Below are 18,160 nucleotides of genomic sequence, written 5' to 3'. Positions count from 1 at the left end.
GTCGCTCTTTAATTGAGAAATAGGATTACTGCTTCATGACGTAAGGCGGCCATCTGATAAAATGCTTTTAGGTCTTCGAAGTATTGAAGCAGATAATCTAATGCATTTTCATCATCCCAGATATCTGGGTATATATCTTTTTCAAGCATGGTGGCAGAGTCGAAACGTTGTGTTAATTCATCTATTGAAATTTCCTTTAACGCTAAATCAATCTGTCTGGTTTGTTCTATATCTGTATAGGTTGCTGGGCCATAGCCCATGTCCTGATTGCGATCAATGTCATTAGGCCCAACTAATAGCCAGGATAAGGGTGGAGCGGCCTGATCGTATGTGCCGATTGATTCTCCTGTCAATAAAAAGAAAATACCTTCCCAAGCTTTGTCAATATCTATCAAATTGTCCAAATGTATAGCTTCTTTGCTATATACCATTTTGCTTAATGAATGACTATCGGTGAGAAAACTATTCAATGTTTCCAAATTGACCCGGAGGAAATTTTGTATCATGCTCATGATCTTTCGATTTTGGTTGACAGCTTTTTATTTTCTGTTTTACAGAAGGATATAACACTGTTGATTGTATTGAAAATATGAACTGGAGAAATATTAATTATTGCTCCGTGTAAATGCAAAATAAATAACATATAGCCAGCTCAAGATGCCATGAATCAGCGCCCAGAGAATAGACTTGTTACGATCCCAAGAAGTAACGACAGCAATTACAGAACCAAGTCCAATTCCGGATTGCGTAATTGTTTGGGTCGTTGAACGGCTAATTTCTTGTCCGAAAACCATGCTCGACATTCCGATGAACATGATCAATAAAGCTAGTTGTTTCATAGTGTTTTATTCAGTTCTTTTCGTTTTTGACTCCGCATCGATTTTTTTGATTCGTCTAAAATTGTCGGTCTTCTAATCTAGTCTAGATTATTTTTCTAAGTTCCGCAATTCTTCCTTAAGAAACAAGCTGTTGTCCTTGACTTGTTTTACAGTATTTGCTAATCGGGTAATTATCGGTGCCATTGTCTGGGATAAAACTGTACCCAAATGATAGCGAATCTTAAAAAATAGGTAACGAATATTAAATGCCTTAAAGAGCTTGTTTTGAAAATGCGTTATTTGTTGAAAAATCGAGATATGAGAATTATTATTTTGACATTAATCATCAGTACATTCGCATTGACGTCCTGTGGCAGTAATTTGGACTTCGGATATAATGAGAAGATTGCCCGCCTTTTCTATAGTTGTAAAGAAAAGTTGGATGAAAGCTACAATAAATTACTGGAAGGAGAATATGATGCGGATAAAACGGATGAATTATCCTACGAAATGAAGCTCAAAGAGGTACAGGCGCTGAGCAGCTATATCAAAGGAATAAAGAGTGAAGTTAATGCATTAAAGCCTAGTGAAGCTGCGAAGAGTTTCCATTTGACTACAATAGCTTACATGACGAGAATTACAGATGGTTATGGTACGTTGTTGGTCAAATATGTGGATGAGCAGAAAAAAGGTGCCAGACAGGCCTTATTAAGAGATATTACTGATGAAAAAGCTAAAATAGCAGTCCTGGCAGATACTTGTTTGGAAAAACAGGTTGAGTTTTTAAATAAGGTGGGGATAAAGGTTGCCGCTGCACAATAAATAATTCATGAAACATAATTTCAGCCAATGAGAACATGCTTAACAATTGATAAGTTTTATTTAATGTTTGTTTTACTTCTACTTGTTGTATCCTGTAAAACTAAAGCCATAAAACAGGCTATCAGACCCCCCGATCCACAGGAAACTGTACGACCGTATTGGCTAGCTCAAAAGTATGATCGAGTAATGAATATTGAAGATCGTCAGGTGGCACGATTAGAGGGTAATTATCTATTGGATCTGCCATTGCAGTTTAAGACGGATTCAATAGCTGTATTTTATTTGAGCGCAAAGATCCCAGTAGAACTTTTCAAGAAGCCTTCGGCGTTTTATCCTGAATTGCAGGAATTTATTCTTATTGTTCCTGATTGGAAGTTTTACAGTGAAGTCAATAAAATGGCTTCAAAAAATGGAATGTGCGTGGAACCTGAAACCACTAATTATTATTACTATATCAGACGGGAAGAGGACAATGTAAAAGTTGATAGCGTTCGGCTTGGGGGATTGGAAAATCCAGTGATTGATTTTGCTAAACCTATGGTGCCCGAAAACCTATTAACAGTATATTGGAAGGAAAGCTATGGTTCTGTCTGCTGCCCTCGTGATCCAATGTGGGATATCGCTGATCAGGATAGCTCTTTTATCCGAAGTTTTGAGGAAAGAAATAAATTTAAGGTAACTGCCGGGAGATATATTCAAAAGCAAGGAAAAGAAGGCGAAAATAGTATATATTATACATTGCCGGGATTGACAACAGCACAGCGATTGCAATTTTTGCTTGAGAAGCGTGCACAATGGAGATTAAATAGCGAAGCCAAGAAAATGCCACTTTCAACAAACTTGTTTACACCTCAATTGCAGCAGATGATAACAACAGGTTTTAACAAGCTTGAAGAATTGCCTTAGCAGATAAGAAAATAATGTCGAGTCGAAGATTTCCGTTTTTAAAATGTATCTGTTCAAAGTATAGGGGTTATATAACATTTGATAAATAAGCATAATTTTGAAATAGTATGAGAATAAACAATCCATATAAAATTGTAGGCATAGTGGCAATAATTGTACTTTTAGGCGGCTCCTGTCAGGGACAGGATGCAACCAAAGCTGCTAAAGAAGGTGTTGAAGAGACTGTTTTACCTATCAGTCAATTAAAGGGAAAGTATAATGCGGCAGAAGATATCTGGGAGAATCCGGATACTACTTACGAACAATTTATACGATTTGATGGCGAAAGTCTTGCAACTTTCCATCGGACGGATGCCAATGGCGATTTAGGAACTGTTGGCATCGTTGATAAAACAGGAAAGGTTATTGTACAGCCCAACTATTTCAGTACTACGACAAAACCGCATTTTGGTTTTTTTGAAGTACAAGATAGTAAACAACGTGTAGGATTGATCAATGAGAAAGGCGTGGAGATTGTTTCGCCACAGTATGAGTCTGTCTTTTTGGATGCCAGTCTTATGGCGATTGATAGTATGATCATCAAAGTTGCGAAAGATGGCAAACAGGGATTTATTGATCATAATGGCGCTATTGTGATTCCTTTTAAATATCAGGTTTTGGACGTTGTGGGTAAAAATAGGATCATGTATATGGAATCACCACAGCATTGGGGATTGATGGACTACAACAGCAAAATATTAACCGATCCTGTTTTTACATTTAGCAATATTTTTGTCGACGGAAAAATGGTGGTGCAACAGGCCGATGGCGAAGAGTATACACTCTATGAAGATGGAAAAATCATTAAGAAATAATTGTTGTCCTGAAGTAAGAAAGTGCTATTTCCAGATCGGGAATAGCACTTTAATGAATAGACTGTCTTTATGATTGTGTACATTATAGACTAACGAGTGATTAGTTAATCCAGTAACTGTATTTCAAATATTTTGTCCCAATTTTTTCCTGTGAGAAAAAAGGTATTTGATTTTTTATTGTACGCAATTCCGTTTAATACATCTAGATCAACATGTTGTGTCACATTTTCTCGTAATTTGGAAAGATCGACTAGCCCCTCAATAGCGCCTGTTTTTGGGTCGATGATACCCATAACATCTTCCATAAAGAAATTAGCATAAATCTTTCCCTTTACCCATTCCATTTCGTTTATCTGGTTAACGATTTTCTCATTTGTGGCAACACGGATATAATCAATTTTAGAAAAGTCATTGGGATTGAGTATATAGATATTTTCTGAACCGTCAGACATATACAAATTTTTACCATCCGAGGTCAGTCCCCATCCTTCCATGTTTTTGAAATATGGCAGTGTTTTTATTGTCTTTAGTGTTGCCATATCATAGACATAGGCAAGATTGCTTTTGTAAGTCAATTGATATAATTTCCCATTTAATATGGTTGCACCTTCACCAAATATTGAATCTGCTAATTCGATCTTTTTGATTGCTTGTCCTGTTGTAGGATTGACAATGCGGATACTTGACTTACCTTTATTTCCACTTAACCCAACGCCATTGCCCGTACTTTCCATCAAGTTTTCTCCAAAGAACTCTAGCCCCTGTGTGAAAGCTTTGATATCATGTGGGTAGGTATTAACTATTCGGTACTTTAAAATTCGAGGCGGGTCTGATGGCAGATAGTCTATGTTTACTGTGTTTTCTTCGGATTTTCCAGTATGAAATACAACCGCCTTAATGATTTGCTTGCCAAATTTCTCTCTTGATAATCTATATGTTACTTTATTGTTTTCTGTGACTTTAGCAATCAGGTAATCATTAATATAATAAAGGATGGAATCAATTTTTAAATTAGAAGTATTTGCAATCTGAAACGATAATTCTTCATTTGTTGTATAATCTTGTTTTATCCCCTCGAAGCTAAAGCTTGGGTTATTTTTTGGTAAGTTATCTGGAGACGGTGATGTGGCTTTTTTACCGTTTTCTCCACAGCCTATAAAAAGAGATACTACTGTTAGCAAAAATAGTGAAGAGATTGTTTTCATTTTTGTAAAGCTTGAAGATCGTGAGATTTGTTTTATACTTAAAGAAAGATAAATATAATTTCAAAAGAAACCTAAATCATCGCTGAAAAAGATTCAGCACGAAAAACAATTAGGTTGTTTTGCTCTAAAATAGTCCTGAAGACCTTGTTGCGGGAATAGCTATACAGAATAGGTGAGGGGATAAAATCTGAAGCAGCATTTTGGTAATTAGGTTTGAGCGATACGAAATTATTTCGTATCGCTCAAACCTTTATTGTTATTGTTTTTTATCCCACCATACTTTGGACAAAAAGGAGTCTCCGTTCTGCATTCTGGAAACAGCGTCTTTGAGATTTGTTTGATTTAATTCAGCCTCTTCACTGGAGTAAATAGCTCGACGTGGTATCTGTCTATTGGTGGATCCCGGATTTGGACCAGGTGTCAATTTTGGATAACCAGTACGTCGCCATTCGGCAAATGCTTCCATATCTCGGCCAAATAAACTTATCCATTTTTGAGTAGCGATTTTCTCCATCTTTTGCTCGTCTGTCAATCCATTTAGGTTGATGACATTTTGCTCATAGGATGAGGGGATGGAAGTTAGATTGTACGGAGGAAGGGCAAAGGCAGCTTTGACCCCATCTGTAAAGAATGATTGCGCATTTGTACCTGTCGCGCCCCAACCTAACAATGCAGCCTCGGCTTTGTAAAAACAAATGTCTGAGTAGGTCATTGCATAACTTGGTATTGGCGCAAAATTCAAGCTAAACCATGTTGACTTATTGGCCGTAGAGTAATTTGCTCTGATCAGTTGAGAAAGTTCATTATCGGTTAATGCTACACCAATTCCTTGATAGGTGGTAACACCGCCTATAGTGACAGGTTCTGCAAGTAGACCTAAGCGTGGATCATTATACTCCTTCAATTTGTTTACCAATGTGTTGGCTAAGTACCGTAAGTCGGCGCTCCCAGTAGTCATCTGCCGTAATATAGGGTTTTGGTTTTCGGCTTGGGCATTATTAAATGTAGGAACTGCAGCATTATCACTATTACTTGAGATTAACCCAAGTGGAGAAGTCATTGCTTCTGTAACGGTCTTTTGCGCTAATGAGAGGTTGGCATAACGCATTCTCATGCCCAATTTCAGTTTTAAGGAGTTTCCGAATTTTTTCCATTTATCAATATTACCGCCATAGAAAAAATCGGAGGAACCATAAGATTGATCACCAGCGGTGAGACGTGCCAAAGCGGCATCAACCTTTATGACCAGTGCGGGATAGATATCCTCTTGTTTGTCAAACTTAGGGGTTCGATTAATCTCTCTGCTATCTTTTGTAATTTCCGAATAGGGGATGTCTCCAAATAGATCAGTCAATCGTTGGTATAGATAAACTTCATAAAGTTCGGTTATGGCCAGTTTACTTCTACCTTCGGGACTTTCTTCTTTGCCGCTGAGTTCCTTTTTTATCTGAATGATGTTTCTGAGCAAGGTAAAATGCTGCGACCATATCAGGTTTTCTGGTCCTTCAAAATAACGAGATACGGGTACCACTGGACCACCCGCCCAATGCTGGATCCAAGAACCAAACTTATTGTTTGGAAGTTCTCCCGACTCCTGAAAGGTTCCATCGCGGAGGATTCTAGCCATAAGCAATGCGGGATCTATTGCTGTCACTGATGTTGGTGGCGTATTTATTTTTTCAAAGTCTTTCGTGCAGGCACTAAATGTTGCAACGGAGACAAGAGCGATAACAAATCTGTTTTTTATCATTTTCGTTTTCATAATTCAGTGTTTTAAAGACCAACGGTAAGGTTAATGCCAAATGTTCTCATCATAGGTAGGGAAGTGGATTCAATACCTATGGAGCTATTGTTTACATTGAAAGCAGAAGCTTCTGGAGAAAAACCATCTGTTTTTCGCTGGAAATAGAATAAGTTTCTGCCATATAGACCCAATTTCAATGAATTAATCATACGATGTGGTATCAGATTTTTCGGGAATGAATATGAGAGACTGATTTCGCGCATTGCAATATAACTCATATCATTAATCATTTCCTCAGATACCATGACTTCTTTATCACTAGCAACCATATTCCAATAATCCTGAGCATTCACCTGTTTACTGTTTTTTGTTCCGGTGCTTGTCCAGTTGCCTGCATCATCTTGTTGTGCAACCATCCCATCAGCGACATAGGTACCCTCACGTCCTTCTAACGTTTTTTTGCTCGTCCCATAAATTATTTGTTCTCGATTGGATTGTGAGAAGATCACTCCTCCTTGACGAATATCAACAAGTGCATATAAGTTGAAGCCTTTGTATTTTAATGTGTTGCCGAAACCGCCTATCCAATTTGGTTGCGCATTTCCAAGATCAGTTTCCACTCGTCCCGCGGTACGTAAAGGGAGCCCTGTCGTTGGATCAATTAATCGGTTTCCATTTTCATCCTTAATCCATGCAAATTGAGTTCCAATAAGCTGACCAAATGGCTTTCCTACTTCGGCGACGACGTTGATTCCTCTATCCGTTGCCAAAAGGAAACTTTCTACACCAGGGTAAAGCGATTCAACCTTGTTGCGGTTTCTATTAAAGTTAAATGTTGTATTCCATTCAAATCCTGATTCGGTTTTAAGGGGAGTGGCCCCTAGTACAAATTCGATCCCCCTGTTACTGATTTCTCCGGCATTGATGCGATTTTTCACGTAGAGACTTGATGGCGCAATCGGTACATCTAGAATCTGGTTTTTTGTTTTCGCCTGATAGTAAGTAAAGGATAGTGAAAGTCTATTTTTTAAAAACCTGAGATCTGCACCAGCCTCGATAGAGGTGGTCAACTCATTCTTTAAGTTGGGATCAGGGATAATTTCGGTGTATGAAGCCATCGGTACACCGCCATGTGTATATTGATTCAGACTATACGCACCTGTCAATTGGTAGGGGTTTCCGGAGCTACCGGCCTGTGCCCAGGAAGCTCGGATCTTGGCAAACGACAGCGCGTCTGACTGCCATTTGAATGCATCAGATAGCACAAGACTAGAACTTATCGAAGGGTAGAAAAACGAATTATTATTTTTGGATAATGTTGAAGACCAGTCATTGCGCGCCGAAAAATCGACAAACCAATAATCTTTATAGCTAAATTGGCCTGAGAGGTATACCGAATTGATTTTAGACTCGATAAGATCGAATATATAGGTATTCGTAGTGGTATTATTGATGACAAAGAGATTAGGTACGATAAACTGATTACCGGCGTTTCCGGTCATTCGCAGATATCGACTTTGATGACTTGCCCCTATGTTGGCGCTGAGCTTAATGTTATCCGATAAAGTGAAATTGGAGCTGGCAAGGATGTCAAAGTTATCTTCGCGGGATCGAATAACTTCTTCTCTGATATCGCCTTTCCTGTTTAAGCTCTGATAGGTATTGATCGGTCTGTATCGGAATCGCTGATCTGTATAGAAATCGGTTCCTCCTGTCGCTGCTACTTTGAGCCAAGGGGCGAAGTCATAGCTTAGGCGGAGTAATCCAATGATGCGGTCGCGGCGATCTTCGTTGTGATTTTCATGGATTGTCCAGAAAGGATTGGCAGTGGAACTGTTCGTAGCGTAAGTTTTTTCCAGGCCTTCCGTTAGTCCCGAAAAACCAAGCTGCCTGCTTATTTCCTGTGTCGTCCATTTATATTGGGACATGATATCATTCCCTAGGCTTCGTGGCTGACTGATAAATAAATAGGCTGGATTATCGGCTGCATCAGCCAATGTTGGTCTATTGTTTCCTTTTTGAGCGATGTAATTTGCTTTTACATCAATATGAAGTTTGTCCGTAATTTTTGCCTGTGTGCGTAAACCAAAATTATTCCTTTTCAAAGTATTGGTCGGGATATATCCCTTCACATCTGTGTTGGCAAAAGAAAAACGGTAGTTTATTTTTTCATTACCGCCGTCTACGCTTAAGTTATTGACAAATTGTTTTTCGGTCTGGAAAAAAGATGCATAGGTATCAGGTTTAGGTGTTAGCTGCAGTACATTTCCATAGGCATCTTCATAAGTTTGGCCTTCCATTTTCGCTCCCCAGCTGGCACGTGTTGTACGGTCCCGCCCCGCACTCATTTTTGGGATACCACTGTAACCGTTTTTTATGGCTTCACTCATGGAAACGATGGTTCCATCGTCTTTTCGGAAGTGGGTAAATGTGCCATTTAGTCCCTGACCATATTCATTTTGAAAATCAGGGAGTACCAAACCATTTCCAAAGGAATAGTCGGTACCATAGCTGAAGCGTGTTTTACCAGCTTTTCCTGATTTTGTTGTAATCAGGATGACGCCGTTGCTTCCTCTTTGACCATATAGCGCCGCGGCATTGGGCCCTTTTAAGACGGACATGGTCTCAATGTCTTCGGGGTTAATATTACCAATACCGTCGCCATAATCTGTACCACCGGATTGGTTTGGTGCTGAAATGTTTTGATTGTCAATCGGCACACCATCGACTACGTAAAGCGGTTGGCTATTACCAACAAGTGAGTTGTTACCACGAATAACAACTTTCGAAGAGCCTCCAGCACCGGAAGCGGCACGGCTTACTTGCACACCAGCGACCTTTCCTGAAAGTGCATTGGCAACATTTGTTTCTTTACCCTGTGTCAATTCATCTCCTTTTAGCTCCGCAACAGTATAACCAAGGGCTTTTTTCTCCTTTTTAATACCTAGTGCAGTGACAACTACTTCTTGTAGATTTTCCGATACCGATTCCAGACTGACATTGATGGCAAGCTTATCTCTTTCAGAGATGTTGTAATCTGTCAGTTCCTTGGTTTTAAATCCGATAGAGGAAATGGTGATTCGGTATCCTTGGCCAGCTGGGATCTGATCAAAGGAAAAGGTACCATCTGCAGCGCTAGTCGTTGCCCTCTTGAATTTGTTAGTCACATTCTGGATAGTGACTGTTGCGGAGTATATGGGCTTACCCGCTTCGTCGCGAATGACGCCGTTGATCGCTGCCTGCTGTTGTGCATTAACGATCTGATAACTAGTTGCCAAAAGGCCCATTAGTCCAAGACGTAAACCCCAGTTTACATCAGCACGGATATTGGTTCTTAGCATAAACATGGTTAGTAGGCCATGTTTGGAAGGTAAATAATTGTGCATAATTTATGGATTAAATAAGTGAATTATATTTTATTCTGTATGGTTATAGTAATGTGGTGGAGTTCTTGTATATCTGAAAGTATTTTTCGGAAGACAGAAGGATCATTTTCATAGGTGCCACTGTAATATTTATTTTCGATAACTTCGGAATTAAATTCAAGTTTGATATTATAGTTTTGACTTATAATATGCAGTAGATCTTTAAGGGCTAAATTTTTGAAGATTAGTGTATTTTGTTTTTCGGAATAAAAACCTCTTCTGTTGAATTTGGACGAATTCATTCGTTCTTCCGCAATAATTTGAAGTTGTTGATGATCGATGGTTATTTCTTCATTTGGAATAAATTCAAGGAGCAGAGGAGGGGAGCCTGTTGTATTTTTTAGACTCTTTAATTGGATACGTCCTTCAAATAATTTGACTTTTGTTTGCGAAGATTTTAGCTCATCTACGCTAAATATTGTACCTAATGCCGTTGTTGTTAACCCAGTGGTATGTACATTAAAGGGTCTTGACTTGTCTTTGGCAACAACAAACTTTGCCTTTCCTTTTAAATGAATATCACGGCTAGACAGCGAAGAAAAGTTATCTGCAAATCTAACTTCCGAATTAGGATAAAGTTCAATTTTTGATCCATCAGGAACATCTACCTGCATCGGCGAATTGCCAGAATTAATATAATAGAAGTTGCTTGGGGACTCCAATTTCGGAGTTTGTTTTTTTTGCACAGAAGTAATCGTAGGTGTATTTGTTGTTGTCTTCCAATAATGAAAAGATTCCCAGCCTAGTGTTCCGACAAGTAAAAGTATCGCAGCATATTTCAATAGGGCATAGATCCGTTGTTTTGTATCCCTGATCGTAATTTTTTTAATTAGGGATTGTTTGATTGAGTCATGCTGTTCAAAAGCTATATGTTCTTCTATATTATGCCATTCGCTTGCTGGAAGCCAATCATCCAAATTTAGTTGGTTATTATCCAGTGCATTTTGAATCGCATTAACTTCTTCGGTATTTGCTTCTCCGCGGAGATATTTTTCGACGAGTTCTTTCGTAATCTTCATACATATTAATTACGATTGAAAATAAGGTATCCCCCAAAAGAAAATTAAAAAAGATTTAGCATCAGTATGGAGAGCAATAATGCTTTTCTTATTGCTTTTAGCGCAAGCGTAATTTGATTTTCTACTGTCTTGGATGATATAGAGAGTTTATCCGCGATTTGTTTATGGGATAGATTGGAATATCGGCTCAACATAAAAATCTGTTTTCGCTTTTCGGGGAATTGATTAATGATATGTTGTAATGTAGTTTCAAGCTGTTTGGCATAGTAATCATCTTGTGGGGAATAGCGCTGAATGAGCTCATTTTCTACCTGAAGAAGTTTCTTTCTATTATATTCTTCTTTGATTAGGTCCAAAATTGTTGTCCTTGCAATACAAAAGATCTGGGATTCTACAGTGGCATCAATATTTTTTTCATTTAAGTTTTTCCAAAGCTTAATAAAAACACGCTGTACAGTTTCTTCGGCTAAATAAGAAGATCTGGTTTTATTGAACGCATACTGGAATACTTTGGGACTCCATTGATCATAGTATTCCTCAAATGTTTGGATATTTAGCGAATAATTGATTCCCATAGCGTAGACTTGGAATCTCTAATATAGCTAAACTAAATGATTTAAGATAAATTTAGGTAGAGTTTTTAGACTTGTCAAAACGTTAAGTAAAACATTAAGATAAGGAGGTGCATCCATAGCGAGTCCTACAATGAATCGTGTTATGTACTTCGTTAATGAAGCTCATTTTTTGTCTAAAGGATATTTCCACGGATATATTCTTTCCCCATATAACCATCCCAATTTTCATGGTCGCGCATAATCTGATGATAGACTGTGGCTAGAGCCTGCATTTTTGTGAATAAAGGAATGCCTTTTCGGATGCAGTCATAGTCTGTATAAATCCCATTGCGATCATTCCATTGAAGCCATTGGAGCAATTCTTGTCGTTTCATAAGTGAGAGCCTATCAAAAAGTGCTTTATCTTTTAAATCCAGCAGCTGATAGCGCCAATCTTTTCGTTGAGACTCCATTGCCATGATTTTTGGTAGTTGATAACCGATAATCTGTTTGATGAGAGATTCCATAGTTTGAGCAATTAATTGTTAAACATAAGTTGTATGGGGCCATTCGAAATGCTATTAAACTGCTTTTTCGTATGACTGCGCAAGATCTCTCTATAGGTATATTCTACGGCTTTTGATTTGCAAAGCGGTTTTACATTATTTTCCACACATTTACGGTCAGTGTAGTTGCCTTTTGGGTTATGCCATTGTAACCAATCAAGGAGTACCCCCCGATCCATCACTTCAAGTCGTTGAAGTAAACCATTTATTTCACTTTCTTTAAGTTGTTCACGCCAATCGGACCATATCGATCGTGATGTGAATTCTCTGTTTGCTTTGAATTTATTTTCCATTGTGTTTTATACTTTTTTGTCGGACTTTATTTAGACTATCAACTTTAGTTAGACTATCAACTTGCTTATGATCGCATTCCCCAGTTTACTTTTCATAAATAACGCAATCTGTTGGAGTAATTCAGGGCTGACTTCGGGTACTCTTTCCAAGTCTCGAATAAACCATTTTTGAATCACAGGATAATGTTTAAGAACTGGATCAAATTTAACCACTTCAGCTCTTGACGATTTACCTTCCGGATCGTAATACGACCAAAGTACAATAAAGATTGTATTGGGATCCTCATCGGGATAGGGGGTATGGAAGCGAACAATATCGCCAACATGTAATTCCTTATTGTCATATCCTTTTGCCTGTTCCATAAAGACCTTGTCTAAAATTGATATTCAAATATACTAAAAATATTAGTTTTATAAAATTTTATTGATTTTTTTGCTAAATATATTGTTTATTAGGATTAGAGCGATCTAGCTTTATTTCTATCGGCAGAAACTTAATGATAAAAAAAGGATTTTCTTATCTGTTTGATCGGTAGTTGTTTGTATTTTTAAAGGAGCAATAAGCAGTTTGTGCAACTGCTTAGCTTTGGTAGAGCACATGACATCTTGTAGCAAAAGTGTTTGAAAAGATAATGTGTAGGGGGAATGCTTCTCATTATTCAACAATAATATACAGAAGAATTTTTTGTTGAGCTCCCTTAAGCAGAGGAAATGATGCTATCAGTCTTTCAGAAATGAAACAAGAGGTTTGATAAATCGGTCGAAAGCTTCAATATGGGGCAGGTGTCCGACGTTATCAAGCTCGACGAGTTTTGATCCTTTGATTTTTTGTTGTGTTTCCTTTCCTAAATACTGATACAGTCCCATTTTTGCGGCTACTTTAGGATCTTTTACGGTGGCTTTACCGATCGCAGTTCTATCCCGCGTACCGATGATGAGGAGGGTGGGTGTTTTTAGATGCTGAAATTCATAAACAACAGGCTGGGTAAAGATCATGTCTGATGTTTTGGCATTTACCATCGCAACGATGGAATAATCCTTAGCTTTTGTCCAACCCGTAAGTAGGTATACCCATTCATCATATTCCGGCTTCCACTTGTTGTCATAATAAAATGCACTTTGATACCTTTTTGCAGCTTCATATCCAGCTTTTAATTCCGTTTGAAAATTTTGGTCGATGGAAGTATATGGAGCGACAAGTTTCCAGTCTTCCAGCCCAATGGGATTCTCTAAAATAAGTTTTTCCACAGTTTCAGGATACATTAATGTAAACCTCGTTGCAAGCATCCCGCCCATAGAGTGGCCAAGTAAGGCGACCTTATCAAGTCCCAACTTGTCTAAAAGTAATTTTGTATTTTGGGCTAGCTGCTGAAAAGTAAACTGATAAGCTGTGGGTTTCGAAGATTTGCCAAATCCAATCTGATCAGGTATTATAACACGATACCCAGCCGAATTTAGTGCCTGAATGGTTGTTTTCCAGTATGCTCCGTTGAAATTTTTGCCATGCAGTAATAACACGGTGTGACCATTTGGTTGTTGTGAGCTGACATCCATATAGGCCATTTTTATTTCTTCACCCTGACTCTTTAAATTCAAGTAATGTACTTCATAAGGGTATTGATAATTATTGAGCATAATATCCAGTACAGGGCGATCTGTCTGCGCGTTTGATAACGAATAGACGAGACTGAGCAGTACTAGAGCGAGCTGTTTTATCAATAAATTCATTTGTATGTTTTTTTAAATATACATCATTACTTTGGCAACTTTATTTTATAAACCTGATAGGGTAATTTAACTCGGTCTATGCCATTGTTCCATTGCGGATCTCTGGATAGCTGTGCACATGAAAAGTAAAGATAACCATTCCCATCTATACCCAAAGAATCCGGCCATAACAATCTGGGATCCTGTGTCAATAGATGAATTTGTCCATCTGGACTCAAGTATTTGATACTGTAATCCATTGAGGTCGTCAGATAAATATTACCGTTCCGATCCGCGAGTAAGCCATGTGTGACGCCTACATTTCCCATGTCTTCTACTTTGCCTTGCAGGGCTGATTGGGATAGTGTATCATCCGCAAGGTACTTTGTAGCGATGCGGTATAAGTGCTTTTTATTAATTGGTTTAAAATAGAAATAATTAAAGTCATGACTTAGCGCTATCCCGTTAACGTGAGAGAGAAAGGGTTTACCGTCTTTATAGCGCATGTCAATGCCGGAATAGGAAATGACAACTTCCGGATCAGCTAATGTGAAGGAACTTTTTTCCAGTACTTTTCTACTATTTCCTGATTGAAGATCAAGCACAATTATTGCGGCCTGACCAGGATCGGAAAGATAGGCTAGATTTTTTTCAAGGTCAATGCGTACATCGTTCAAACCTGATTTCGCTTTGTCAAGATCATCAAAGGTATAAATTCGTGCTATTTGATTATTTTTTGTATCGATTTTAAGGAGTTTGAATTGTCCGGTAGGAGCTGTACTATCTGGACCGAAAATAGAGCCAGAGGTTGAAGGTTTAGAGTCTAAGACCCATAAGTTGTCCTGTGCATCCACAAAGATGTCCTGAACGTTTACAAAATGTGAACTTTCGTCCCCTTGACTATTCCATACTTCATTAGGATAGGGGGTGCTTTTACCATCAATGATTTCGGTAAGGGCGTACCGATAATCTTTGTTTTGTTTAGGAAATGATACGAATAATCTATTTGTCGAAGTTGCGCTGACGCCTATGGGACGGTAGGGTCCAAAAGATGCCGCGACTTCTAGTTTCGGATCTAGAGCGAGTTTTTCTTGTGCTTGCATTGTAGAGCATAATAGATGAGTGAATAGGAAATAAAATAAAAGTCTTTTGAACATACTTGGTATTTATTTGAGATCTGACGACCGTGCTGAACGAATTGTGAAAAGCAATATTCTATTTTATAACTTCTTTTTTACTGTTATTGTTTTATAAGATTATTATATAAGGTGAGCGGATAGCCCCGTTAGTTCAGATGGAATGGATTCGTGGTGCAAGGACCGTGAGAAAGCAATTCGGATTTTTCACCCCGATCAGGAGTTAGCCGTTGGGTATTGGGAAGACGAGCGTATCGGTTCGCTGCGAGGGATAAGGAAAGTCGTAAACGCTATCGCGGGAACAGCTTTTGGTGAAAATGGCATGCCCCACTATTTTCGACAGCGGGGCATGGTTTTTCGTTATTTGGTTAATTTGACACCAAATACGGATTCAAGTTTTTCCTCCATCGGTCCACCGCCATTCTCGTCGGATCCTACGCTACTGAACACAATTTTTCCATCCGGATCAATTAGATATGCAGTAGGAATTCCGCTGACAAAAAAAGCAGATTTTGATAAATTTGTTTTGTCGTGTAGTTGCGGCCAGGGATTATTTTCTTCTTTTACCGCTTTCTTCCAGTCGTCAAGCTTTGCGTCAATGGAGATATTGATAATTTCGAAGTTCTGACCCTTTAGCTGTTGGTAAACCGATCTGAGTCTAGGAAATGAGATCCGACATGGACCGCACCAGGATGCCCAAAAATCAATCAATACATATTTTCCTTTGAGGGTATTGAACGAAAAATCATTTCCGGTAGTATCGGGAAGGACGAAGTTCGCTACAGTAGATCCTATACTGGATCTTTTTTTGCTAGTAATTTTTTCATATAACTGCTTGGCTGCTTTGGTCTCTTTGAGTGGGGCGGATAATTGGGAATAATTATGCTCCAATTGAGCGAGAGATAGCCTGCTGACCCTTCCTAATAACATAAATGGTGCATCTGCTCCATTCGGATTAAAATATTTTGCAAATAGCGAGTCATTTAATTGTGTCTCACGCTTCTCGAAATAGTCCATTGCCTTTTCAAAATTAGTGGTCCCTTCTTTCAGTGCTTCTTCACCGAATTTACTTGTGATTTCCTTGTTGATCCTTCGATGAATAGACTGTTTGGATTTGGAATAATCAAAATATGCAACTGAACGTGCAGGTCCATTTATTCGGGCTGAGGAGATGCCTTTGTCAATGTCAAAATCAAGTTGTAGCGTTCCTGTTTTTTCAATAAATAGAGAAAATGGAGAGACATAACCTTTGACCTTACTATCATATTGAAGATAGAAATACATTACATCCGGAGCTTCGGATGTAATAGTTATCTGATATTCACCATCTGGACTGATTACTGTGGAATCTTGAGACTGACCTTTGACAATATATATCTTATTAAATCCTTTTGTGTCGCCAGTCACTTTACCTTTTATTTTCAGATCGATCTGAGCAAATAGGGTATTCAATGAGAAGAAAAATAGTGCCACAAGGACTGTTATTATTATATTTTTAGATTTCATGATAAATTTCAATAAAGTTTAAATTTTAATGTACAATTGATGGATCTATTAATTTAGTCCAGCAGGTAAATATGGATCGCTATTGGGCTGTAAATTCCAGCTTGGATTGGCAAGTATGGTCGGATTATTGATCTGTAATGTAAAAAATTTACTGATGACATCCGCTTTGTAGGATTTGTTACCTATGGTATGGATGACCTGTGTTTTCGACCAAGGTTTTCCTTTATCTAGTGCCAGTCTCTTGATGTCGAATGTCCGTTGATAAGTGCCAAGCTGCATTTCCCGTCTACGTTCTTTCAGAATTTCCTCTAGTAATTGATCCTGGCTGAAAGCCCCACCATTTTGAAGATCTGTATTTGCACCTGAATAGCGGTATTTGCGCAGCATATTGAGATCGCTTAACGCTTGTCCCAATTGGTTTAACCTTGCATTTGCTTCCGCTTTTATCAATAGCAACTCGGGATAAGTCATTCCCTGTGAAGCGATCATTTTGTTGTCCCTATAATACTTAAGACGTACACCATCATCATGTTTTACACCGCCTTCAACCACCGAATAACCCAGGGTTTTGAGCATAAATAGCTTGTATCTCCGATCTGTATTTTTATCAAATAGATTGATAAATTCTTCCGAAGGATAGGGAGAGTAGCTGTAGGGGGTAGGGCGATAAAATAGTTGTTCCCTGTTGTAAGTCTGTTTCAATAAATTATCTTCGCCTAGTAACTCAAGACCAACTTCGGCATCGGTACCAGCTGGTGGGGATGCATTTGGATCTTGTCTATAACTGAATTTATTTAGGTTATAGATAAGATTATCAGTATTACCTTTGGCCGCTATGGCTTGCGCCCATGCTTCATTTGCATATTTGGACATTTTGGTCCAATCTCTTTTGAACATGTATAGCTGTGCTAACAAAGCATTAACCGCTGGTTTGCTTGCACGGGTAGGGTTTCCAACGGTATTTGGAGCACCGGTCAATGCATCGAGCAGATCTTTTTCTGCAAGATCCATAATTTCATTTGTGCTAGAGAGACCCGGATTGGGGGTATTTGGTGAACCTGTTGTCCGGTAGGGAAGTACTTTTTGATCATTTTTACCTTCAGGATCGTACATTGGACCATAACCCAGTCCGCCGACCAGATAGGACCAAGCTCTTCCAGCTTTTGCCTGTGCAACAATTATTTTGCCCAGATCTGAATTTTCCCCCTTGAGATTTGAAACTTCATCAATGGCGATATTGAATATGCCCACAGCACGATAGATGGCCCATTCCCATGTGTATTGGGGATCTATCGGATTCGTATAGGGGTAATAAAATTTAAATGCAGCCCAACGATCTACATTCGGGTGGGTACTTTTGTACAGATATATAGCCTGATTTTCACTGATCGTTAAGTTGTCACCCATAAAAGCATAGAAGCAACCTCTGTTGTTGTCTGCATAAAATGAGCTAATGGTATTTGTATTATTCAATAAATTCTCCAAATCTTCGACTTTTGAAGGAATCAACTGTCCAATAGGTTTAACATCCAGGTATTTGTTGCAGGAGAAGGTCGATATGGAGACCAGGCCCAGTGCAAGGTATATTATTTTTTTCATTTCAAT

Annotated in this window: 17 protein-coding genes; 3 read left to right on the top strand and 14 right to left on the bottom strand. The window is 38.6% G+C overall.

The genetic code is table 11. From position 1 onward, the window contains the following. Positions 1–8: 8 nt before the first annotated feature. Positions 9–512, bottom strand: a complete 504-nt coding sequence (locus tag ABFX33_RS19875; protein WP_346087727.1) for a YfbM family protein — start codon at positions 510–512, stop codon at positions 9–11. Between the two features lie 93 nt (positions 513–605). After that, on the bottom strand, positions 606–839 hold the full coding sequence (locus ABFX33_RS19870; RefSeq protein WP_346087726.1) for a hypothetical protein: 234 nt from the start codon (positions 837–839) through the stop codon (positions 606–608). Between the two features lie 297 nt (positions 840–1,136). Here ABFX33_RS19870 and ABFX33_RS19865 point away from each other — a divergent pair, with 297 nt between their 5' ends. From ABFX33_RS19865 to ABFX33_RS19855, 3 genes are all read left to right on the top strand, one after another. After that, positions 1,137–1,640 carry a hypothetical protein gene (locus ABFX33_RS19865; RefSeq protein WP_257091941.1) on the top strand — a complete coding sequence of 168 codons (504 nt, stop codon included), beginning with the start codon at positions 1,137–1,139 and terminating at the stop codon, positions 1,638–1,640. 186 nt (positions 1,641–1,826) lie between these two features. Next, positions 1,827–2,546 (top strand): hypothetical protein, encoded by a 720-nt coding sequence (locus tag ABFX33_RS19860; RefSeq protein WP_346087724.1) that lies wholly within the window; start codon positions 1,827–1,829, stop codon positions 2,544–2,546. A 143-nt stretch (positions 2,547–2,689) separates the two neighbouring features. After that, the gene (locus ABFX33_RS19855; RefSeq protein WP_257091938.1) at positions 2,690–3,400 is read left to right on the top strand and encodes a WG repeat-containing protein; all 711 of its coding nucleotides are present in this window, start codon (positions 2,690–2,692) and stop codon (positions 3,398–3,400) included. A 104-nt stretch (positions 3,401–3,504) separates the two neighbouring features. Here the strand turns inward: ABFX33_RS19855 and ABFX33_RS19850 are convergent, their stop codons facing one another. The 12 genes from ABFX33_RS19850 to ABFX33_RS19795 all read right to left on the bottom strand — a co-directional run bounded on the left by ABFX33_RS19850 (position 3,505) and on the right by ABFX33_RS19795 (position 18,154). Next, positions 3,505–4,605, bottom strand: coding sequence for a glutaminyl-peptide cyclotransferase (locus ABFX33_RS19850; protein WP_346087722.1), 1,101 nt, complete (start codon positions 4,603–4,605; stop codon positions 3,505–3,507). 256 nt (positions 4,606–4,861) lie between these two features. Continuing rightward, positions 4,862–6,367 carry a SusD/RagB family nutrient-binding outer membrane lipoprotein gene (locus ABFX33_RS19845; protein WP_346087720.1) on the bottom strand — a complete coding sequence of 502 codons (1,506 nt, stop codon included), beginning with the start codon at positions 6,365–6,367 and terminating at the stop codon, positions 4,862–4,864. Positions 6,368–6,378: 11 nt separating this feature from the next. Next, positions 6,379–9,735, bottom strand: a complete 3,357-nt coding sequence (locus ABFX33_RS19840) for a SusC/RagA family TonB-linked outer membrane protein (protein ID WP_346087718.1) — start codon at positions 9,733–9,735, stop codon at positions 6,379–6,381. Between the two features lie 23 nt (positions 9,736–9,758). Continuing rightward, complete coding sequence (locus ABFX33_RS19835; RefSeq protein WP_346087716.1) at positions 9,759–10,793, bottom strand: FecR family protein; 1,035 nt, start codon at positions 10,791–10,793, stop codon at positions 9,759–9,761. 44 nt (positions 10,794–10,837) lie between these two features. Beyond that, positions 10,838–11,368 (bottom strand): sigma-70 family RNA polymerase sigma factor, encoded by a 531-nt coding sequence (locus ABFX33_RS19830; RefSeq protein ID WP_257091928.1) that lies wholly within the window; start codon positions 11,366–11,368, stop codon positions 10,838–10,840. A gap of 173 nt (positions 11,369–11,541) precedes the next feature. Beyond that, the gene (locus tag ABFX33_RS19825; protein ID WP_346087714.1) at positions 11,542–11,874 is read right to left on the bottom strand and encodes a hypothetical protein; all 333 of its coding nucleotides are present in this window, start codon (positions 11,872–11,874) and stop codon (positions 11,542–11,544) included. Positions 11,875–11,885: 11 nt separating this feature from the next. Beyond that, positions 11,886–12,206, bottom strand: coding sequence for a hypothetical protein (locus ABFX33_RS19820; RefSeq protein ID WP_346087712.1), 321 nt, complete (start codon positions 12,204–12,206; stop codon positions 11,886–11,888). A gap of 48 nt (positions 12,207–12,254) precedes the next feature. Beyond that, positions 12,255–12,569 carry a hypothetical protein gene (locus tag ABFX33_RS19815; protein ID WP_346087710.1) on the bottom strand — a complete coding sequence of 105 codons (315 nt, stop codon included), beginning with the start codon at positions 12,567–12,569 and terminating at the stop codon, positions 12,255–12,257. Positions 12,570–12,926: 357 nt separating this feature from the next. Beyond that, entirely contained in the window at positions 12,927–13,934 is a 1,008-nt protein-coding gene (locus tag ABFX33_RS19810) for an alpha/beta fold hydrolase (RefSeq protein WP_257091924.1), read from the bottom strand. A 26-nt stretch (positions 13,935–13,960) separates the two neighbouring features. Next, positions 13,961–15,016, bottom strand: coding sequence for an L-dopachrome tautomerase-related protein (locus tag ABFX33_RS19805; protein ID WP_346087708.1), 1,056 nt, complete (start codon positions 15,014–15,016; stop codon positions 13,961–13,963). A gap of 393 nt (positions 15,017–15,409) precedes the next feature. Continuing rightward, entirely contained in the window at positions 15,410–16,522 is a 1,113-nt protein-coding gene (locus tag ABFX33_RS19800; protein ID WP_346087707.1) for a TlpA family protein disulfide reductase, read from the bottom strand. Positions 16,523–16,603: 81 nt separating this feature from the next. Beyond that, entirely contained in the window at positions 16,604–18,154 is a 1,551-nt protein-coding gene (locus tag ABFX33_RS19795; RefSeq protein ID WP_346087705.1) for a RagB/SusD family nutrient uptake outer membrane protein, read from the bottom strand. Between the last annotated feature and the right edge of the window lie 6 nt (positions 18,155–18,160).

It is taken from the genome of Sphingobacterium ginsenosidimutans, assembly GCF_039536865.1.
GTDB lineage: Bacteria > Bacteroidota > Bacteroidia > Sphingobacteriales > Sphingobacteriaceae > Sphingobacterium > Sphingobacterium detergens.
Note: the sequence above shows the minus strand (reverse complement) of the source record. Positions and strands in the feature narration are given on the sequence as shown.